This window comes from Streptococcus oralis, assembly GCF_023109155.1.
Classification (GTDB): domain Bacteria; phylum Bacillota; class Bacilli; order Lactobacillales; family Streptococcaceae; genus Streptococcus; species Streptococcus oralis_BZ.
Genome location: NZ_JALDUA010000001.1, coordinates 412,200 through 431,836 on the forward strand (window position 1 = coordinate 412,200; position 19,637 = coordinate 431,836).

Consider the following 19,637-nt stretch of genomic DNA (forward strand, 5'->3'; position numbering starts at 1 on the left):
CTTTCTGTTGCACTATTTTCCAAAAATCTCTTTTAAGTCAGCATCTGTAATTCCAATCATAGCGGGAATACTAGACCAGTTTTCTTCGGTGAGGATGTAGGATTGTTCAGAGTCACTTGCTGTGGCAGTTTCAGAGAAGGCTTGTTTACTTTCTTCAATAGTAGTTTCAATTAAATCACTGAAGCGCTCAATCAGATAGGTCTTGCGAGCAGTCCCGATATGCTTGACTGCATAGTCAAAGGCCTGTAATTCACCGAGAAGGATGAGCTTGCTCTTAGCCCGTGTGATAGCTGTGTAGATGAGATTTCGCTCCAGCATGCGCTTGCTAGCACTGGTGATGGGCAGGATAACAACAGGAAACTCACTTCCCTGAGACTTATGGATACTCATGGCATAGGCTAGTCGAATCTTGTACCATTCGTTGCGTGGATAGATGACCTCATTGCCATCAAAATCAATGACAATCTCGTCTTGTTTGGACTCGGTGTATTTTCCAGGAATTAGGTCTGTGATGTATCCTAGGTCTCCATTAAAGACATTGACTTCAGCGTCGTTGACTAGGTGAATAACCTTGTCCCCTGTTCGATAGTGACACTGAGTTGCTTCAAAGCTAACTTGCCCCTTTTGCTGAGGATTGAGCAGGTCTTGCATGAGTTGGTTGATGGCGTCAATACCAGCAGTTCCTCGATACATAGGCGCTAGCACCTGAATATCGCGAGCCGGAATGCCACTTCTGAGGGCAGCGCCGAGGATTTTCTCAATGGTAGCTGGGATATGGCCACTAGCGATTTCAAAGTAGGAGCGGTCAGCTTTTTTCTGGGTAAAGTCGGCTGGCAAGATTCCCTGTCGAATCTGACTAGCTAAGGTGACGATAGTTGATTCTTCACTCTGACGGTAAATCCGTTCCAAGCGGGTCTGCGGAATCAGAGGTATCTGGAGCAGGTCAGCTAGGACTTGTCCAGGACTAACAGAAGGTAGCTGATCGCTATCCCCCACGATGAGAATTTTACTGTTAGAAGAGATGTTGGAGAAAAGTTGGTTGGCTAGCCAAGTATCCACCATGGAAAACTCATCTACAATGATAAAGTCGGCATCCAGATAATCTTCTAGATGGCTGGTATCATCGTCTCCCGTCATCCCCAAATGACGGTGTATGGTCGCGCTAGGCAAACCCGTCAATTCATTCATGCGCCGAGCCGCTCGACCAGTTGGAGCAGCAAGAAGGATAGGTAAGTTGCTTTTCTTCCTGAGATCAAGCCCTTCTAAAAGGGCATAAACAGCGATAATTCCATTGATAACAGTCGTCTTACCTGTACCAGGCCCACCTGTCAGGATAAAGACCTTGTTCTGGATAGCGTCGCAGATAGCCTGTTTTTGAATGGTATCGTACTGAATCCCCAGTTCTTGCTCGACAGTAGAGATATGCTTGTGAATGGTTTCCAAATCCTGATTTTTCTGCTTTTCTTTTTCAAGGATACGAACCAAGTGACTGCGAATGCCTTCCTCAGCAAAAAAGAGGCTGTTATCAAAAATTTTGGTATCAATCTGCTGAACCTTGTCTTCTTCGATCAAATGAGATAGTTCCTGAGCTACTTGGCTGGGATCGAGTTCCACGGGACGGGAAGATTCGAGAAGAGTAAGGGTTTGTTCCAGCAAATCTCGGGCTTCCATATAGGTATCGCCCGTATCCATACATCCCTGAAAAAGACTATGAACAAGGCCAGCACGGAAGCGTTCAGGAGCTTGGCTTTCGATACCTAGTTCGGCAGCCAATTGGTCAGCAATGGTAAAACCTAATCCTTTGATATCCTCGACCAGCTGGTAGGGATAGTTCTCGACAATATCCAGCGTTTCTTCCTTGTAAAAGTCTTGAATCTGAAAGGCTAGTTTATTGGGAATGCCGTAGTTAGCTAGTTTTGCCAAGACCATCTCTGTCCCGTAGTTAAGACGGAGGGTGGAAACAAAAGCCTCACGGTTTTTGGCAGAGAGTCCTGAGATGCCTTCTAGCTTTTCAGGATGTTCCAGAATTTCATCAATGGTATTGTCACCATAGCTATCAACGATTTTTTGGGCCGTTTTGAGACCAATTCCCTTGAAATGACTGCTAGAAAAGTACTTGACTAGTCCCTTACTAGTTGGTTTTGCGCGTTCATAACGGCTGATCTGAAGCTGTTCCCCATACTTGGAGTGCTGAACGATTTGCCCCCAAAAAGTGTAGTCTTCCCCTTCAATCACGTCCGCCATGGTTCCTGTAACGATGATTTCAAAATCGTCAAAGTCCTCCGCGTCCGTATCTTCGATATCTAGGAGGAGGATGCGATAGAAATTACTGACATTTTCAAAAATAATGCGTTCAATGGTGCCTGAAAAATAAACTTCCATAGGTTTCCTTTACATGAGTTCGTGAGAGTTGTACCCTTAGCTTCTTTCAACAAGCTAGGAGACTAAAAGGTCTTCTTCTCGCAATAGAAAAAGAGGCTGAGACTTAGCATTCTCGGCCTCTTCCTTATCTTAAAAAGTTCCGATACGGTTAAGTGGCCAGAAACGGAATTTTGCTTCGCCTTTGATATCGCTGGCCTTGAAGGTACCAACGTGGCGGCTGTCGCTAGAGACTAGACGATCGTCACCAAGGAGAAGGTATTCGCCTTGAGGGACAGTAAAGCTGAAGCTGGTGTTGGAATTGACATCGACTGTAAAGGCCTGTGCCTTTTGAGCAAGTTCTCTAAAGTAAACTCCCTTATTGCCTTCAAATCCTTTTCCAGTATAGGTGTTTTGCAACTTTTCTGTTTTGAACAAGTTGAGGTATTCAGCTAGGTAGGGTTCATCCGTTTCCTCACCGTTGATAAAGAGTTTGTCATTTTCATAGCGGATGGTATCTCCTGGCATTCCAATAACGCGCTTGACGATATCTTTATTTCCGTCTTCCTCATGCGCAACCACGATATCGAAGCGGTCAATTGGGAGGTGTTTAACAACGAAGAGAACTTCTCCGTCAGCTAGGGTAGGGTCCATCGAGTGTCCTTCCACACGGACATTGCTCCAAAGGAAAATGCGGCTAAGGCCTACCAGTGCGATAATCAGGAAGATAACTCCCCATTCTTTTATAAATGATTTTAAATAGTTCATGGTTTACCTCTATAGAAGTTTTTTTGCTCTTTCAGTATTTTTAAAATGCAGTTTGGCGCAGAAATGAAGTCCCTTCATACCATAGGCTTGAAGGATTTTGCTGGCAACCTTATCAGATGCAGTTCCAGCGCCGCTAGGTAGTTGATAGCCCAGTTCTCGTCCCAGATTTTCTAAGTTTTCGAGGAAGAGATCCCGCGCGATGATGGAGCTAACCGCAACAGCCAGGTATTTGCCCTCGGCTTTTTCTTCCAAAGTGATCTTATTTGGAAAACGGTTGGCTTCTTGAGCCAAGTACTTGTCATAGTTTTTAGGACTTGTAAAAGCATCAATCACGATTTTCTCTGGCTGGACTCCTTTTTGAAGCAGGAGAAAGATAGCCTGGTTGTGAAGGGCAACCTTTACAGAAACAGCATTGTAACGCTCTCCGATAACTTCATTATACTTGCTCGGTGAAAGGAGGAGCGCTTGATGTGGAATTTTTTCCTTGAGGATAGGGGCAATCTGACGAATCTTTTGGTCAGTCAGAGTCTTGGAATCCCCCACACCAAGTTTTCGCAAGAAGTCATGCTGGTCAGGTGTCACGAAGGAAGCCACGACAGCCAGCCCACCAAAGTAGGAACCATTTCCCACCTCATCAGTCCCAATCATAGGAAAATCTTGTCCACTGTTTTCTTGTTGAACTTGGTAGCCAAAGAAACTGGCGTACTGCTCAGCAGCTTCGCCTTGCAGGAGGACTTTTCCAGAAGTATAGATGGAAACAGTCGCCTGAGGGAAGCGCAAAAAATAGCGGATATAGGGATTTTTACTAGGAGCGAGAGCCTTCTGATACTGACTTAAAAAGCTCTGAATTTCCTGTTCACTTGGTGTGAGTGTGATACTTGCCATAGTCTCTATTGTACCACAAAAGCAGGAGAATTGGTAAAAACTGACAAAGTTAGCGAAATTTGGTATAATATCGTGAGGTGAATTTTATGGCAAATCTAAATCGATATAAGTTTACATTCGGGAAAAAGACATTAACCTTGACAACCGAGCATGACAACCTCTTTATGGAGGAAATTGCCAAGGTTGCGACTGAAAAATACCAAGCAATTAAAGAACAAATGCCTGGGGCGGATGATGAAACCATTGCGCTTCTTTTGGCGGTCAACTGTCTGTCTACACAGCTCAATCGTGAGATTGAATTTGATGACAAGGAGCAAGAGTTGTTAGAACTCCGCCACAAGTTGATTGCTGTCAAACAAGAACAGAGCAAGATTGAGGATTCCCTATGATTTCAATCCTACTCTTATTGGTTCTTGCTTGGGGCTTTTACATCGGTTACCGTAGAGGTTTGGTGCTGCAAGTTTATTATTTCCTCGTTGCAGTAATTTCAGCCTTTATTGCGGGACAGTTTTATAAATCGCTGGGAAATCACTTCCACTTACTTGTCCCTTATGCCAATCCTCAGGAAGGACAGGGCACCTTTTTCTTCCCTTCAGACCAGCTTTTCCACCTAGACAAGGTCTTTTATGCAGGCCTAGCCTACCTTTTAGTTTTCGGAATTTGTTATAGTATCGGACGTTTTATCGGTTTGTTCCTGCACTTGATTCCAACTAAAAAGCTCGATGTCAAATGGTTGCGTATCGGATCAGGCGTTTTGTCTCTATTGGTAACCTTATTTGTCTTGCAAATGGCTCTGACCATCCTTGCAACAGTGCCTCTGGCAGTCATTCAAAATTCACTCGAAAAAAGTACAGTAGCCAAACACATCATCCAAAGTGTCCCTTTTACGACAAATTTTATCAAACAACTCTGGGTGACAAATTTAATCGGATAAAAAGGGCGGGATTTTTCCTAGCCCTTTGTTTACAGATTGAACGACTAGGTCAAAACCTCTAGTTGCTATAATCTTGTAAACCAGCATACAAGGAAAGAATATGAATACAAAAATACTAGAAACCTTAGAATTTAATAAAATCAAAGCCTTGTTTGAACCGCATCTCCTGACAGAACAAGGACTAGAGGAGCTAAAAGCCTTGGTTCCAACTGCCAAGGTGGATAAGATCAAGCAAGCCTTTACAGAGATGGAGGAAATGCAAGCCTTATTTGTGGAGCAGCCTCACTTTACCATCCTAGCGACACGTGAAATCTCAGCTGTTTGCAAGCGTTTGGAGATGGGGGCGGACCTCAATATTGAGGAGTTCCTGCTCCTCAAACGGGTCTTGTTTGCTAGCAGAGAGTTGCAAAGTTTTTATGACAATCTCGAAAACGTACGCTTGGAGCAGTTGGCGAGATGGTTTGAGAAACTCCATGATTTCCCTCATTTACAAGGGAGTCTCCAATCTCTAAATGATGCAGGATTTATCGAAAATTTCGCCAGTGAAGAGCTAGCACGCATTCGCCGGAAAATCCATGATAGCGAGAGTCAGGTCCGAGATGTCTTGCAAGACCTGCTCAAGCAAAAAGCGCAGATGTTGACGGAAGGCATAATCGCTAGCAGAAATGGTCGTCAAGTCTTACCCGTCAAGAATACCTATCGCAACAAGATTGCAGGTGTTGTCCATGACATCTCTGCCAGTGGAAACACGGTCTACATCGAGCCACGTGAGGTCGTGAAACTGAGCGAAGAAATCGCTAGTCTGCGAGCTGACGAACGCTATGAGATGATTCGCATCCTGCAGGAACTATCGGAACGGGTTCGTCCTCATGCTGCTGAGGTTGCTAATGACGCTTGGATCATCGGCCATCTGGATCTGATTCGTGCCAAGGTACGTTTCATCCAAGAAAGACAAGCAGTCGTTCCTCAACTTTCAGAGAATCAAGAGATTCAACTCCTTCATGTTCGCCATCCTTTGGTCAAAAATGCAGTGGCAAACGATGTACACTTTGGTAAGGAATTAACGGCCATTGTCATTACAGGTCCCAATACGGGTGGGAAGACCATCATGCTCAAAACCCTGGGCTTGACTCAACTCATGGCCCAGTCAGGCTTGCCCATTTTAGCTGACAAGGGAAGCCGTGTCGGTATTTTCGAGGAAATCTTCGCGGATATTGGGGATGAGCAGTCTATCGAGCAAAGCTTGTCTACCTTCTCCAGCCACATGACCAATATCGTAGATATTCTTGGCAAGGTCAACCAACATTCGCTTTTACTCTTAGATGAGCTTGGGGCAGGTACCGATCCGCAGGAAGGAGCAGCCCTTGCTATGGCTATTTTAGAGGATCTTCGTCTACGTCAGGTCAAAACTATGGCGACGACCCACTATCCAGAACTCAAGGCCTACGGTATTGAGACAGCCTTTGTGCAAAATGCCAGCATGGAGTTTGATACAGCCAGTCTGCGTCCGACCTATCGCTTTATGCAGGGAGTTCCTGGTCGAAGCAATGCCTTTGAAATTGCCAAACGCCTGGGCTTGTCAGATGTCATCGTAGGAGATGCCAGCCAGCAGGTTAATCAAGATAATGATGTCAACCGTATCATTGAACAATTGGAAGAGCAAACACTTGAAAGCCGTAAACGCTTGGACAATATCCGTGAGGTGGAGCAAGAAAATCTCAAGATGAATCGAGCACTCAAAAAACTCTACAACGAACTCAATCGTGAAAAAGAAACTGAGCTTAACAAGGCGCGTGAACAAGCTGCTGAGATTGTGGAACTAGCGCTAAGTGAGAGTGACCAAATCCTGAAAAACCTCCACAGTAAGTCTCAACTCAAACCCCACGAAATCATTGAGGCCAAGGCTGAGCTGAAAAAACTGGCTCCTGAAAAAGTCGACTTGTCTAAAAACAAGGTCCTTCAAAAAGCCAAGAAAAAACTTGCTCCAAAGGTGGGAGATGACATTGTGGTCCTCAGTTATGGTCAACGTGGAACCTTGACCAATCAGCTTAAGGACGGCCGTTGGGAAGCCCAAGTTGGCTTGATCAAGATGACCTTGGAGGAGAAAGAATTTGACCTTGTTCAGGCTCAGCAAAAAGCCCCAGTCAAGAAAAAACAAGTCAATGTCATCAAACGTGCTTCTGGTCGTGGTCCGCAAGCGAGACTGGATCTCCGAGGCAAACGGTATGAAGAGGCTATGAATGAGTTAGACGCCTTTATCGACCAAGCCCTGCTCAATAACATGGCGCAGGTAGACATCATTCATGGTATCGGAACAGGAGTCATCCGTGAGGGCGTCACCAAATACCTGCAAAGAAACAAGCATGTCAAGAGTTTTGGCTATGCTCCACAAAATTCTGGAGGCAGTGGCGCAACCATTGTGACCTTTAAAGGATAGAGAGAAGAAGGATTCGCTCTTTCTGAAAAAGGGAATGAAAGGTCAAAAATTTTCATAGAATATATTGACAATGGCTAACTTTTCTTGTAGAATAATAAAAAATAAAATACCAACACCGAATGAAGTTTAATAGAAGTGGAGAAAGGTTTGTTTTCCATGACTGTAAATGGACGGAACTCTGGAGAGACCGTAAAGGCACCGAAGGGGCAAGGCAGGCAACTGCTCAAACTCTCAGGTAAAAGGACAGAGCTAGGATAGACCGCTTTTTGGCATTTATCTAAGCATTCCAGAGTACATGTATCTTGCATGTGCTCTTTCTTTTGGGGTTGAAAGATAGGAGAAGGATATGTTAGAGTTGCTAAAAGCGCTTGATGCTTTCGTTTGGGGGCCTCCCCTCTTGATCTTATTGGTCGGAACGGGTATCTATTTGACCATCCGACTGGGCCTTTTGCAGGTTGCTCGTCTCCCTAAGGCTTTTCAGTTAATTTTCACCAAGGACAAGGGACATGGTGATGTGTCGAGCTTTGCAGCTCTTTGTACAGCTCTAGCTGCCACCGTTGGTACGGGAAATATCATCGGAGTCGCGACAGCCATTAAGGTTGGAGGACCAGGGGCTCTCTTTTGGATGTGGATGGCAGCCTTTTTTGGAATGGCGACCAAGTATGCCGAAGGCTTGCTAGCTATCAAATATCGCACAAAGGATGCAAATGGAGCTGTAGCTGGAGGACCCATGCATTACATCCTTTTGGGGATGGGAGAAAAGTGGCGTCCACTTGCTATCTTCTTTGCCCTAGCGGGTGTATTGGTAGCCCTTCTAGGGATTGGTACCTTTACCCAAGTCAATTCGATTACAGAATCCATTCAAAATACAGCCCAAGTTGATCCAGCTATCACAGCTCTGATTTTATCCATTTTGGTGGGTATTGCCGTCTTTGGTGGCCTCAAATCCATATCAAAAGTTTCGACAGCAGTGGTTCCTTTTATGGCTATTGTTTATATTTTAGGAACTCTTACAGTTATTCTCTTTAATATCGAGAAAATCCCGGCCACACTTGCCCTCATCTTTACTTCAGCCTTTAGTCCAGCTGCTGCGGTAGGTGGCTTTGCCGGTGCTAGCATTCGGATGGCTATCCAAAATGGTGTGGCGCGAGGAGTCTTTTCTAACGAATCTGGTCTTGGTTCTGCTCCCATTGCGGCGGCTGCAGCTAAGACTAATGAGCCTGTCGAGCAAGGTTTGATTTCCATGACAGGAACCTTTATTGATACTTTGATTATCTGTACTCTGACAGGTCTAACAATCTTGGTAACTGGGGTTTGGAGTGGTGATTTGAATGGAGTGGCCTTGACCCAGTCAGCCTTTTCAACAGTTTTTTCACACTTTGGACCTGCCCTCTTGACCATTTTCCTTGTACTCTTTGCCTTTACGACGATTCTCGGATGGAACTACTACGGAGAGCGCTGTTTTGAGTTTCTCTTTGGTGTTCGTTTTATCTGGCTCTATCGTGTAGTCTTTGTAGTCATGGTCTTGTTGGGAGGATTTATCGAGTTGGATATGGTTTGGATTATCGCAGACATCGTCAACGCCTTGATGGCTTTACCAAACTTGATTGCCCTCTTGGTCTTGTCGCCAGTCGTTATTTCCGAAACCAGAAAGTATTTTAAACACTAACCCAATCACACTTTTAGTGTGATTTTTTTCATTTCATAGACATTTCCTATCAAGGCGATTGAAAATATATATTATCCAAGGGGGAAATTCTATGATAGACTAAATGACAATAAAATGAAAAGAGGTTTCTTATGACAACATTTACCATCCACACAGTAGAATCAGCACCAGCAGAAGTAAAAGAAGTTCTTGAAACAGTACAAAAAGATAACAATGGCTATATTCCCAACCTAATCGGTCTCTTGGCCAATGCCCCAACCGCGCTTGAAGCCTACCGAACTGTCGGAGCCATCAACCGCCGCAATAGCCTGACACCAGTGGAACGCGAAGTAGTACAAATCACAGCTGCCGTAACCAATGGTTGTGCTTTCTGCGTCGCAGGTCACACAGCCTTTTCAATCAAACAAATCCAGATGAATGATGATCTTCTTCAAGCCCTCCGCAACCGCACTCCGATTGAAACAGATCCTAAATTGGACACCCTAGCTAAGTTTACCTTGGCGGTCATCAATACCAAAGGGCGTGTAGGAGATGAAGCATTGGCTGAATTTTTGCAAGCTGGCTACACGCAACAAAATGCCTTGGACGTGGTTCTCGGTGTTAGTCTTGCCAGCCTCTGCAACTATGCCAACAACCTAGCCAATACGCCTATTAACCCAGAATTACAACCTTATGCCTAGTTCGAATCAGAAAGAAAAAATGAAGACTGAGCAATCCAGTCTTCATTTTTCTATGCTATTTTAAGCGCTTTTATGCTATACTAATAATAACATGATTATTGGAGGCTCGGATGAAAAAGCTCCCCTTGGTATTTTCTGGCTGTTTATTAGGTCTAGCAGGTGCAGGAAATCTGATTGCAGATACTTGGCCAGTTCTGTCGCATTTATTGAGTCTGACTGGTTTAGTTTTGTGGATTTTCTTTCTGATTCTTCATCTTTTTAATTGGGAAGAAACCAAGCAAGAATTGACCAAGCCCCCTCTTTTGTCTGGGATGGCCACTTTTCCTATGGCTGGGATGATTTTATCGACCTATGTCTTTCGCGTATTCCCTGCTCTTCCTATAGTTGCACAAGGGATCTGGTGGTTTTCATTTCTCTTGGATTTGGCGTTGATTGCTACTTTTACCATCAAATTTGCCTGTCCAGGTCGGAGGGTCAATGCGACTCCTAGTTGGACGGTACTCTATGTGGGGATAGCAGTAGCAGCCTTGACCTATCCTCTTGTCGGTATCATTGAAATTGCCTATGCGACCTTGAGTTTTGGTTTTGTCTTGACCTTCTATCTCTATCCCCTTATTTATAGTGATTTAAAGAAAGATCCACTCCCAGTGGCCTTGCTTGGACAGGAAGGAATCTACTGTGCTCCCTTTTCCCTACTCTTGGCTTCTCTAGTTCGAGTTGGAGGAGCAAGCCTACCGACTTGGCTCTTGATTGTCATGATTTTGGCATCTCAATCCTTCTTTTTCTTTGTTTTGACTCGCCTGCCCAATATTTTAAAACAAGGATTTCAACCAGCCTTCTCAGCCCTCACCTTTCCAACCATTATCACAGCTACTTCGCTCAAGATGGCTCAGGGAATTTTGAAACTTCCATTTCTGGATTATCTGGTATTGGCTGAAACGGTTATATGCCTCACTATTTTATTCTTCGTCTTGGGTGCTTATCTGATTTGGTTACGAAAAAAGGTCTAGCTAGAAATAGCTAGGCCTTTTTTATGGTTTGATAACTTCAGCTCCACCCATATACGGACGAAGTGCTTCTGGAATGGTTACAGAACCATCTTCATTTTGGTAGTTTTCAAGAATAGCAGCCACTGTACGTCCAACTGCAAGTCCAGAACCGTTCAAGGTATGAAGGAGTTTCACCTTTCCATCTGCTTCATCACGGTAACGGATTTGGGCACGACGGGCTTGGAAATCTTCTGTGTTTGAACAGCTTGAGATTTCACGATAAGTATTTTGCGCTGGAATCCAAACTTCCAAGTCATAAGTTTTGGCAGCTGAGAAGCCCATATCCCCAGTAGAGAGGGCAACGACACGGTATGGAAGGTTGAGTTTTTGAAGGATGTTTTCAGCGTTGGCTGTCATTTTTTCCAATTCTTCATAAGATTCTTCTGGTTTGGCAAATTTGACCATTTCAACCTTGTGGAATTGGTGTAGACGAATCAAGCCACGTGTATCACGACCTGCAGAACCAGCCTCAGAACGGAATGATGGACTCATAGCGGTAAAGTAGATTGGTAGGTCTTTACCGTCAAGGATTTCATCACGGTAGTAATTTGTCAAAGGCACTTCAGCTGTAGGAATGAGGACATAATTAGTGTCTTTCAATTCAAAAGTGTCTTCCTTGAATTTTGGATATTGACCAGTACCAAACATAGAGTCATGGTTAACTATGTAAGGCGTGATGACTTCCGTATAGCCCTCTTTACCATGCTCATCCAACATGAAGTTGTAGATAGCACGTTCCAAACGAGCCCCAAGTCCTTTATAGAAGAGGAAGCGAGCTCCTGTTACCTTACCACCGCGTTCCCAGTCAAGGATACCAAGGTCTTCACCAAGATCCCAGTGAGCTTTTGGCTCGAAGTCAAACTCGCGTGGGCTACCCCAACGGCGAACTTCCACATTGTCATCTTCGTCAGCCCCAACAGGAACGCTGTCAGCAGGGATGTTTGGAAGAGTAGTGGTGAATTCTGTCAATTTAGCATCGATGTCCGCCAATTCAGCATCCAAGGCTTTGACTTCAGCAGATAGGGTTTGCATCGCAGCAATCTTGTCATCGGCATTTTCCTTGTTGCGCTTAGCTTGAGCAATCTCAGCTGAAACTGTGTTACGTTCTGCTTTTAAAGTTTCAACCTTGACCAAGACGTCACGACGTTTAGCATCGATTTCTTTCATCTCATTCAAGATAGCAGCATCTACACCACGTGTAGCTAATTTTTCAGCGACAGCATCAAAATCTGTACGAATACGTTTAATATCTAACATAAGAACTCCTTTATGAAAAAAGCACACCTGACAAAGTGTTGGAGTGGCAGGGCCACGGTTCCATCCAACTTCACAGGTGTGCACTTGATTGAGTATTTAATTGTGAACAACGGTAGAATTTCACCTATCCCTCCTATCTGCTCGCAGCACCCGCAGACTTTCTGAAAGAAGGAGATAACTTACTTATCCGTTGCTATGATTATACTAAAGTTTCTACTTTTTTGCAAATAGATTTTTAAGTTTTTGTCCAATGGTCTGGAGTAGAGTCGGAAGTTTCACAACCTTGTCGTTTCCTAATTTTTTCCGAGCGATTTTGAGGATAGCTCCAGAGTCTTTTGAAGCAAAAAGGAATTTTCCTTGATCAGTGAAGACTTCAAAGTGACGGCTGATCTTGCGACCACTTACGTTAGCTCCTATTTGCTGAATGCTGGACCAAGGGATTTGGATATATTGTTCGACATTGACATCAGGATAAAACTCTAAGGCTTGATCCCCAACTAGAAATTTTCCAACTTTTCCAGAGATAGAGAGGTAAGATGTCCCAGTAGTTTGGAGGTCAATGACTTGATTGAGTGATTGGGCCATGATTAGTCTTCCTTACTTTCATCGAAAAAGGCATGATAGAGAGCCTTGATAGCGGCCTTCTCTTGCTCTTTATTGACAACAAACATGATGGAAACTTCGCTTGAACCTTGTGACATCATCTGGATGTTGATTTTATTCTCAGACAAAGCCCGTGTTGCAGTAGCAGTTACCCCGATATGACTCTTCATCTTTTCTCCAACAATCATAATGATGGAAAGGTCATGTTCGATTTCAGCATGGTCCACCTCAGCCTTTTGAACGAGTTGACGTAGAATTTCTTCTTCTTTGATAGGAGTCAATTCGCGGGAGCGGAGGATGATTGAAAGATCGTCGATACCTGTAGGCATGTGTTCCCAACCGATATTGAGATCCTCAAGGATTTGCAGAACCTTGCGACCAAACCCGACTTCACGGTTCATGAGGTATTTTGACATGTTGATGCTGACGAATCCTGAGTCACCTGCAATCCCTACTACTGGGAATTTATCACTACTGTGTTCTAAAACAATGCGTGTTCCTGGGTGGTCAGGGTTGTTGGTATTCTTGATGACAAGAGGAATTTTTCCTCGGTAGGCAGGAAGAAGGGCTTCGTCATGAAGAACTGAAAATCCAGCGTAAGCCAACTCACGCATTTCACGGTAGGTTAATTCAGGAATGGAGTGTGGTTGGTGGATAATACCAGGATGGGCAGCAAAGATACCATCTACGTCTGTAAAGTTCTCATAGAGATCAGCCTTAACACCTGCTGCAATGATAGAACCTGTAATATCTGAGCCTCCACGTGAAAAAGTACAGATTTGATTTTCCTTAGTCACACCAAAGAAACCAGGGATGACAAGGACTTCGTTGCTATCAGCCAAGCCTTCAATCTTGTCATAACTAGATGGAATGATGCGTGCGTTTCCTGGTTCACTTGTGACAACAATTCCAGCTTCTCTTGGGTGAACATAGCGTGCATCGATACCGTTTTGGTTAAAGTAGGCTGCAATGAGTTTGGCATTGTTATTTTCTCCAGCCGCTAGGAAGGTATCATAGAGAAATTCATTGTCCTCTATAGGAAGAGTTGCCAAGGCCCGAATGCTTTTAGAGATTTTTTCTAAAACAGCAGGTTTTAACCCAAGTTCACTAACCATAGCGGCATAACGGTCAATGATCCAGCTTTGGCTAGCACTGATGTCATTTCCAGCCACATAGTCACGATAGTATTTGATCAAGGCATCAGTTACCTTGGTATCTTCAGCATTGCGTTTGCCGGGTGCAGAAACGACTACAAAACGGCGTTCTTTATCACTTTTAACGATATTTAAGACTTTTTCTAACTGACCAGCAGAGGCAAGCGAGCTTCCGCCAAATTTTACAACCTTCATAAGGACTCCTCAAGTAAGTATTTTATACGATTATAGCAGAAAGAGGGGCATTTTTCAATGAAGAAAATAACTTCCTATTATAATAGAAGAAAACACTAACTTATTCTGAAAAGCGATAACGATTTAAAAGTAAGAGTGTCAAATTTTACTCACACTCATAAATGATGGGTAAATAATCAGCTGAGACACTTTCCTTTAGTTTTTCCTTGCCTCTTTATCCAAAAAAAGGTATACTTTGATGATAAAACAATTTTATTACCTTATAAAAGAAAAGGAGAAGCTATGAATCATATCTTATATCAGATCGTAGATGATCTGGCTATCATTACTTTGAATCGTCCCGAAGTGGCAAATGGTTTCCATATCCCAATGTGTGAGGAGATTTTAGAAGCTTTGACTCTAGCAGAGCAGGATCAAGCTGTGCAGTTCATCTTGATTAATGCTAATGGGAAGGTTTTTTCAGTTGGGGGAGACTTGGTTGAGATGAAACGAGCAGTAGACGAAGATGATATCCCTTCTTTGAATAAGATTGCAGAATTAGTCAATACAATTTCTTTTAAAATCAAGCAAATTCCAAAACCTGTTTTGATGGAGGTAGATGGAGCGGTTGCTGGTGCTGCAGCAAATATGGCAGTAGCAGTTGATTTCTGTTTAGCGACTGACAAGGCAAAATTCATTCAAGCCTTTGTCGGAGTTGGATTGGCGCCAGACGCTGGTGGGATTCATCTCTTGAGTCGTAGTATCGGGGTAACACGGGCTGCACAACTTGCCATGACAGGTGAAGCTTTGACTGCTGAAAAAGCGCTAGAATGGGGCGTGGTATACCGTGTTTGTGAAGTTGACAAATTAGAAAAAACAAGAGAACAGGTTCTGAAAAAATTAAGAAGAGGTTCAGCAAACTCATACGCAGCGATTAAAAAGTTAGTTTGGGAAAGTCAATTCAAGGATTGGCAGAATTATGCCGAATTAGAATTGAAACTACAAGAATCGTTATCTCTAACTGAAGATTTCAAAGAAGGGGTTCGAGCGCATTCTGAAAGAAGAAGACCAAAATTTACAGGAATGTGAAAAAATACTTGCACAATTTTTTGAAGTTTGTTATACTTCTTTTATCAAATGTTTTGATTGTAAAAGTTTTTTGAGGGGGAGGGAAACGATTTGGACTACCAACAAGTAAATGATTATCTAACATCTATTTTTAATAACGTCCTTGTGATTGAGGAGGTTAGCTTACGAGGTAGTCGATTCAAAGACATCTCCATCAAAGAAATGCACACGATCGATGTGATTGGGAAGTTCCCGGAGGCAACGCCAAGTAAGGTTTCCAAAGAACTGATGGTAACTCTTGGAACAGTGACGACGAGTTTGAATAACCTGGAGAGAAAAGGTTATATTGAGCGTATTCGTTCTGACCAAGACCGTCGAGTGGTCTATCTGCATTTGACAAAGCAAGGTCGTTTGGTTCACCGCCTTCATAAACGATTCCACAAGGCTATGGTCGAAAAAATCATCGATGGCATGAGCCCTGAGGAAAAAGAAGTCATGGGCAGAGGTTTAACGAACCTTTATCAATTTTTGGAGGATTTGAAATAATGGCTTTTGCAAAAATAAGCCAGGTTGCTCATTATGTTCCAGAGCAAGTGGTCACTAATCATGACTTAGCCCAAATCATGGACACAAGCGATGAGTGGATTTCAAGTCGGACAGGAATTAAACAGAGACATATCTCAAAATCAGAGTCTACAAGTGACTTGGCGACAGAAGTTGCTAAGAGCTTGCTGGCTAAAGGGAGCTTAACAGCGGATCAGATTGATTTTATCATTGTAGCGACGATTACCCCAGACTCGATGATGCCTTCCACAGCAGCTCGAGTTCAGGCAAATATCGGAGCGCATAGAGCTTTCGCCTTTGATCTGACAGCAGCTTGCAGTGGCTTTGTATTCGCTCTCTCAACTGCAGAAAAGTTTTTAAGTTCTGGACAGTTCAAAAAAGGGATTGTTATCGGGGCTGAAACCTTATCCAAGGCAGTTGATTGGTCAGATCGTTCAACAGCTGTTCTCTTTGGGGATGGAGCTGGTGGGGTTCTCTTGGAAGCGAGCGAAACACGGCACTTCCTTGTGGAAAGTCTCTATACAGATGGCTCTCGGAGCGAGTGTTTGACCTATGGTCAAACGGCTTTGGCTTCTCCTTTCTCGGATCAAGAAGCAGTTCCTGCTTTTTTGAAAATGGATGGACGAGCAGTTTTTGATTTTGCAAATCGTGATGTTGCTAAATCGATCAAAGGAACCATTGAAAATGGTCCAATCGCAGCATCGGAATTGGATTATCTCTTGCTTCATCAGGCAAATATCCGCATTTTGGATAAGATGGCTAAGAAGATCGGCGTAGACCGAGACAAGCTTCCTGCCAATATGATGGAGTATGGAAATACCAGTGCAGCAAGTATCCCGATTTTACTCTCAGAGTGTGTGGAGAATGGCAAGATTCGTTTAGATGGTAGCCAGACGATTCTCCTATCAGGCTTCGGTGGAGGTTTGACATGGGGCACACTCATTCTTACAATCTAGGTAATCATGTGGTAAACACATAGTTATAAATTTTTTATATTTTAAAGGAGTCCTATCATGGCAGTATTTGAAAAAGTACAAGAAATTATCGTTGAAGAACTTGGGAAAGACGCATCAGAAGTAACACTTGAATCTACTTTTGATGATTTGGATGCAGATTCATTGGACTTGTTCCAAGTAATCTCTGAAATCGAAGATGCTTTCGATATCCAAATCGAAGCAGAAGATAACTTGAAAACAGTTGGTGACTTGGTTGCCTACGTTGAAGAGCAAACAAAATAATTAACATATTACTAGAAGGAGTAGGGGAAACCCACTCCCTCTTGTTTAGGTAATAGTTTGAAACTCAAATGATAAATTCATCGAACTATTACGTAAGCAAGGAATGATGGAGGCACTATGAAAACACGTATTACAGAATTATTGAACATTGATTATCCTATTTTTCAAGGAGGAATGGCCTGGGTTGCTGATGGTGACTTGGCTGGTGCAGTATCAAAAGCTGGTGGTCTAGGGATTATCGGTGGTGGGAATGCACCTAAAGAGGTCGTAAAGGCTAATATCGATAAAATCAAATCACTTACGGACAAACCTTTTGGTGTCAACATCATGCTCTTGTCACCTTTTGTAGAAGACATCGTTGATCTCGTGATTGAAGAAGGGGTCAAGGTTGTTACAACTGGTGCAGGAAATCCAAGTAAATACATGACTCGTTTCCATGATGCAGGAATTACAGTTATTCCCGTTGTTCCAAGTGTTGCTTTGGCAAAACGCATGGAAAAAATTGGTGCAGATGCGGTTATTGCAGAGGGAATGGAAGCCGGTGGGCATATTGGTAAATTGACGACGATGACCTTGGTTCGCCAAGTTGCTGCAGCTGTTTCAATTCCAGTTATCGCAGCTGGAGGAATTGCGGACGGTGAAGGTGTCGCTGCAGGCTTTATGCTTGGTGCTGAGGCCGTTCAAGTTGGTACGCGTTTCGTAGTAGCTAAGGAATCTAACGCCCATCCAAAATACAAGGAAAAAATCTTAAAAGCGCGTGATATTGATACGACTATTTCCGCTCAACACTTTGGACATGCTGTTCGTGCCATTAAAAACCAATTGACACGTGACTTTGAGCAGGCTGAAAAAGATGCCTTTAAACAAGAAAATCCAGATTTAGAAATCTTTGAACAAATGGGGGCTGGTGCTCTAGCTAAAGCCGTTGTTCATGGAGATGTGGAAGGTGGATCTGTCATGGCAGGTCAGATCGCTGGTTTGGTTTCTAAAGAGGAAACTGTCGAAGAAATTCTAAAAGATCTATACTATGGCGCAGCCAAAAAAATTCAAGAAGAAGCCTCTCGTTGGGCAGGAGTTGTAAGAAATGACTAAAACAGCCTTTCTATTTGCAGGTCAAGGTGCTCAGTATCTAGGAATGGGGCGTGATCTCTATGATCGCTACCCTATCGTCAAGGAAACAATCGATCAAGCTAGCCAAGTCTTAGGTTATGACCTTCGTGATTTGATTGACAATGATGAAGCAAAGTTAAATCAGACTCGTTACACGCAACCAGCTATTCTAGCTACATCCGTTGCTATTTACCGATTATTGAAAGAAAAAGGCTATCAGCCAGACATGGTGGCAGGACTGTCCCTCGGAGAATATTCAGCTCTTGTAGCAAGTGGTGCCTTGGACTTTGAGGATGCAGTTGCCTTGGTTGCTAAGCGTGGGGCTTATATGGAAGAGGCTGCACCAGCAGGCTCTGGAAAGATGGTTGCCGTTCTTAATACTCCAGTTGAAGTGATTGAGGAAGCTTGTGAAACAGCCTCTAAAGTTGGAGTAGTGACTCCAGCCAACTACAACACCCCAAGCCAAGTCGTTATCGGTGGTGAGGTGGCTGCGGTTGACCGCGCAGTTGAACTCTTGCAGGAAGCAGGAGCAAAACGATTGATTCCTTTAAATGTTTCTGGTCCTTTCCATACAGCCCTTCTTGAGTCAGCCAGTCAGCAACTAGCTGGAGCTCTTGAGGGAGTGAGTTTCTCTGATTTTACTTGCCCACTAGTTGGCAATACGGAGGCTACTGTTATGGAAAAAGATCGAATCCAAGAGCTCTTGACGCGTCAGGTCAAAGAACCTGTTCGTTTTTATGAAAGTATTGCTGTGATGCAGGATGCTGGGGTAACCAACTTTATTGAAATTGGTCCTGGCAAGGTCCTATCAGGCTTTGTCAAAAAAATTGATAAAACAGCTCAGCTAGCTAACGTTGAAGACCAAGCAAGCTTGGATGCTTTGTTAGGAAACTAATGATCCCTTCTCCCACAAAATACAACAGGAAACAGGAGAAATAGAATGCAACTTACAAACAAAAATGTCTTTGTAACAGGTTCAAGTCGTGGTATCGGACTTGCCATTGCTCACAAATTTGCCCAACTAGGCGCTAATGTAGTTTTGAATAGTCGCGGAGCAATCTCAGAAGAATTGCTGGCTGAGTTTTCAAACTACGGCGTCAAAGTAGTACCGATCTCAGGTGATGTTTCAGACTTTGCAGATGCCAAGCGTATGATAGATCAAGCGATTGCAGAACTCGGTTCTGTCGATGTCTTGGTCAACAATGCTGGGATCACTCAAGATACGCTTATGCTCAAGATGACCGAAGAAGACTTTGAAAAAGTGATTAAGATCAACTTGACAGGTGCCTTCAACATGACGCAAGCAGTCTTGAAACAGATGATCAAGGCACGTGAAGGTGCGATTATCAACATGTCTAGTGTGGTCGGTTTGATGGGAAATATCGGACAAGCCAACTATGCGGCTTCTAAAGCAGGTTTGATTGGTTTTACCAAGTCAGTTGCACGTGAAGTTGCCAATCGCAACGTACGCGTAAATGCTCTTGCACCAGGAATGATCGAGTCAGATATGACTGCTGTTTTGTCTGATAAGGTTAAGGAAGCGACATTGGCCCAAATCCCAATGAAACATTTTGGTCAAGCAGAACATATCGCAGATGCTACAGTGTTCCTGGCTGGACAGGATTATTTGACGGGACAAGTTCTCGCTGTTGATGGCGGACTTAGCATGTAAAAAATAAGGAAAGATAT

At 43.6% G+C, this 19,637-nt stretch carries 19 protein-coding genes and 1 riboswitch; of the genes, 13 read left to right on the forward strand and 6 right to left on the reverse strand.

Annotation, left to right across the window (positions count from 1 at the left end):
• Nucleotides 1-12: 12 nt before the first annotated feature.
• From recD2 to rnhC, 3 genes are all read right to left on the reverse strand, one after another.
• Nucleotides 13-2,382, reverse strand: a complete 2,370-nt coding sequence (recD2, locus tag M1F63_RS02040; RefSeq protein ID WP_247940600.1) for an SF1B family DNA helicase RecD2 — start codon at nt 2,380-2,382, stop codon at nt 13-15.
• A 129-nt stretch (nt 2,383-2,511) separates the two neighbouring features.
• Nucleotides 2,512-3,126, reverse strand: a complete 615-nt coding sequence (gene lepB, locus M1F63_RS02045) for a signal peptidase I (RefSeq protein WP_049489777.1) — start codon at nt 3,124-3,126, stop codon at nt 2,512-2,514.
• Between the two features lie 9 nt (nt 3,127-3,135).
• Nucleotides 3,136-4,011, reverse strand: coding sequence for a ribonuclease HIII (rnhC, locus tag M1F63_RS02050; RefSeq protein WP_247940601.1), 876 nt, complete (start codon nt 4,009-4,011; stop codon nt 3,136-3,138).
• Nucleotides 4,012-4,097: 86 nt separating this feature from the next.
• On the opposite strand from rnhC, the gene zapA reads away from it, so the two are divergent.
• The 6 genes from zapA (at nt 4,098) to M1F63_RS02080 (ending at nt 10,741) form a co-directional block, all read left to right on the forward strand.
• Nucleotides 4,098-4,400, forward strand: coding sequence for a cell division protein ZapA (zapA, locus tag M1F63_RS02055; RefSeq protein ID WP_000002028.1), 303 nt, complete (start codon nt 4,098-4,100; stop codon nt 4,398-4,400).
• A complete protein-coding gene (locus tag M1F63_RS02060) occupies nt 4,397-4,945 on the forward strand; it encodes a CvpA family protein (protein ID WP_247940602.1) in 549 nt (182 codons plus the stop codon). The genes zapA and M1F63_RS02060 overlap by 4 nt, the downstream gene beginning before the upstream one ends.
• A 100-nt stretch (nt 4,946-5,045) precedes the next feature.
• Entirely contained in the window at nt 5,046-7,382 is a 2,337-nt protein-coding gene (locus tag M1F63_RS02065; RefSeq protein WP_247940603.1) for an endonuclease MutS2, read from the forward strand.
• A 168-nt stretch (nt 7,383-7,550) separates the two neighbouring features.
• Nucleotides 7,551-7,639: riboswitch (glycine riboswitch) on the forward strand.
• A gap of 89 nt (nt 7,640-7,728) precedes the next feature.
• A complete protein-coding gene (locus M1F63_RS02070) occupies nt 7,729-9,051 on the forward strand; it encodes an alanine/glycine:cation symporter family protein (RefSeq protein WP_247940604.1) in 1,323 nt (440 codons plus the stop codon).
• A gap of 131 nt (nt 9,052-9,182) precedes the next feature.
• Entirely contained in the window at nt 9,183-9,731 is a 549-nt protein-coding gene (locus M1F63_RS02075; RefSeq protein WP_000206775.1) for a carboxymuconolactone decarboxylase family protein, read from the forward strand.
• A gap of 110 nt (nt 9,732-9,841) precedes the next feature.
• A complete protein-coding gene (locus M1F63_RS02080; RefSeq protein ID WP_247940605.1) occupies nt 9,842-10,741 on the forward strand; it encodes a TDT family transporter in 900 nt (299 codons plus the stop codon).
• Nucleotides 10,742-10,762: 21 nt separating this feature from the next.
• Here the strand turns inward: M1F63_RS02080 and serS are convergent, their stop codons facing one another.
• The 3 genes from serS to M1F63_RS02095 all read right to left on the reverse strand — a co-directional run bounded on the left by serS (nt 10,763) and on the right by M1F63_RS02095 (nt 13,989).
• Nucleotides 10,763-12,037, reverse strand: a complete 1,275-nt coding sequence (gene serS, locus M1F63_RS02085) for a serine--tRNA ligase (RefSeq protein ID WP_247940606.1) — start codon at nt 12,035-12,037, stop codon at nt 10,763-10,765.
• 213 nt (nt 12,038-12,250) lie between these two features.
• Entirely contained in the window at nt 12,251-12,622 is a 372-nt protein-coding gene (locus tag M1F63_RS02090) for a DUF956 family protein (RefSeq protein WP_247940607.1), read from the reverse strand.
• 2 nt (nt 12,623-12,624) lie between these two features.
• Nucleotides 12,625-13,989, reverse strand: coding sequence for an aspartate kinase (locus M1F63_RS02095; RefSeq protein WP_000869633.1), 1,365 nt, complete (start codon nt 13,987-13,989; stop codon nt 12,625-12,627).
• A gap of 282 nt (nt 13,990-14,271) precedes the next feature.
• Here M1F63_RS02095 and M1F63_RS02100 point away from each other — a divergent pair, with 282 nt between their 5' ends.
• The 7 genes from M1F63_RS02100 (at nt 14,272) to fabG (ending at nt 19,620) form a co-directional block, all read left to right on the forward strand.
• On the forward strand, nt 14,272-15,057 hold the full coding sequence (locus M1F63_RS02100) for an enoyl-CoA hydratase (protein ID WP_001015588.1): 786 nt from the start codon (nt 14,272-14,274) through the stop codon (nt 15,055-15,057).
• Between the two features lie 90 nt (nt 15,058-15,147).
• Complete coding sequence (gene fabT, locus M1F63_RS02105; protein ID WP_000386338.1) at nt 15,148-15,582, forward strand: fatty acid biosynthesis transcriptional regulator FabT; 435 nt, start codon at nt 15,148-15,150, stop codon at nt 15,580-15,582.
• Nucleotides 15,582-16,556, forward strand: a complete 975-nt coding sequence (locus M1F63_RS02110; protein WP_000852965.1) for a beta-ketoacyl-ACP synthase III — start codon at nt 15,582-15,584, stop codon at nt 16,554-16,556. The genes fabT and M1F63_RS02110 overlap by 1 nt, the downstream gene beginning before the upstream one ends.
• 57 nt (nt 16,557-16,613) lie before the next feature.
• Nucleotides 16,614-16,838 carry an acyl carrier protein gene (locus tag M1F63_RS02115; protein WP_000257840.1) on the forward strand — a complete coding sequence of 75 codons (225 nt, stop codon included), beginning with the start codon at nt 16,614-16,616 and terminating at the stop codon, nt 16,836-16,838.
• 117 nt (nt 16,839-16,955) lie between these two features.
• On the forward strand, nt 16,956-17,930 hold the full coding sequence (gene fabK, locus M1F63_RS02120) for an enoyl-[acyl-carrier-protein] reductase FabK (RefSeq protein WP_000857452.1): 975 nt from the start codon (nt 16,956-16,958) through the stop codon (nt 17,928-17,930).
• Nucleotides 17,923-18,843 carry an ACP S-malonyltransferase gene (gene fabD / locus M1F63_RS02125; protein WP_125423659.1) on the forward strand — a complete coding sequence of 307 codons (921 nt, stop codon included), beginning with the start codon at nt 17,923-17,925 and terminating at the stop codon, nt 18,841-18,843. Before fabK ends, fabD begins: the two co-directional genes overlap by 8 nt.
• Before the next feature lie 45 nt (nt 18,844-18,888).
• Complete coding sequence (gene fabG / locus M1F63_RS02130; protein WP_001177611.1) at nt 18,889-19,620, forward strand: 3-oxoacyl-[acyl-carrier-protein] reductase; 732 nt, start codon at nt 18,889-18,891, stop codon at nt 19,618-19,620.
• The last annotated feature ends 17 nt before the right edge of the window (nt 19,621-19,637 follow it).

What these genes read in the sequence shown, in the direction of transcription:
- M1F63_RS02100 (WP_001015588.1), top strand. Translation starts at nt 14,272, where the DNA reads ATGAATCATATCTTATATCAGATCGTAGATGATCTGGCTATCATTACT.
- M1F63_RS02110 (WP_000852965.1), top strand. Translation starts at nt 15,582, where the DNA reads ATGGCTTTTGCAAAAATAAGCCAGGTTGCTCATTATGTTCCAGAGCAA.
- recD2 (WP_247940600.1), bottom strand. Translation starts at nt 2,382, where the DNA reads ATGGAAGTTTATTTTTCAGGCACCATTGAACGCATTATTTTTGAAAAT.
- M1F63_RS02060 (WP_247940602.1), top strand. Translation starts at nt 4,397, where the DNA reads ATGATTTCAATCCTACTCTTATTGGTTCTTGCTTGGGGCTTTTACATC.
- serS (WP_247940606.1), bottom strand. Translation starts at nt 12,037, where the DNA reads ATGTTAGATATTAAACGTATTCGTACAGATTTTGATGCTGTCGCTGAA.
- zapA (WP_000002028.1), top strand. Translation starts at nt 4,098, where the DNA reads ATGGCAAATCTAAATCGATATAAGTTTACATTCGGGAAAAAGACATTA.
- fabD (WP_125423659.1), top strand. Translation starts at nt 17,923, where the DNA reads ATGACTAAAACAGCCTTTCTATTTGCAGGTCAAGGTGCTCAGTATCTA.
- M1F63_RS02070 (WP_247940604.1), top strand. Translation starts at nt 7,729, where the DNA reads ATGTTAGAGTTGCTAAAAGCGCTTGATGCTTTCGTTTGGGGGCCTCCC.
- M1F63_RS02115 (WP_000257840.1), top strand. Translation starts at nt 16,614, where the DNA reads ATGGCAGTATTTGAAAAAGTACAAGAAATTATCGTTGAAGAACTTGGG.
- rnhC (WP_247940601.1), bottom strand. Translation starts at nt 4,011, where the DNA reads ATGGCAAGTATCACACTCACACCAAGTGAACAGGAAATTCAGAGCTTT.
- M1F63_RS02080 (WP_247940605.1), top strand. Translation starts at nt 9,842, where the DNA reads ATGAAAAAGCTCCCCTTGGTATTTTCTGGCTGTTTATTAGGTCTAGCA.
- M1F63_RS02090 (WP_247940607.1), bottom strand. Translation starts at nt 12,622, where the DNA reads ATGGCCCAATCACTCAATCAAGTCATTGACCTCCAAACTACTGGGACA.
- lepB (WP_049489777.1), bottom strand. Translation starts at nt 3,126, where the DNA reads ATGAACTATTTAAAATCATTTATAAAAGAATGGGGAGTTATCTTCCTG.
- M1F63_RS02065 (WP_247940603.1), top strand. Translation starts at nt 5,046, where the DNA reads ATGAATACAAAAATACTAGAAACCTTAGAATTTAATAAAATCAAAGCC.
- fabG (WP_001177611.1), top strand. Translation starts at nt 18,889, where the DNA reads ATGCAACTTACAAACAAAAATGTCTTTGTAACAGGTTCAAGTCGTGGT.
- fabK (WP_000857452.1), top strand. Translation starts at nt 16,956, where the DNA reads ATGAAAACACGTATTACAGAATTATTGAACATTGATTATCCTATTTTT.
- M1F63_RS02075 (WP_000206775.1), top strand. Translation starts at nt 9,183, where the DNA reads ATGACAACATTTACCATCCACACAGTAGAATCAGCACCAGCAGAAGTA.
- M1F63_RS02095 (WP_000869633.1), bottom strand. Translation starts at nt 13,989, where the DNA reads ATGAAGGTTGTAAAATTTGGCGGAAGCTCGCTTGCCTCTGCTGGTCAG.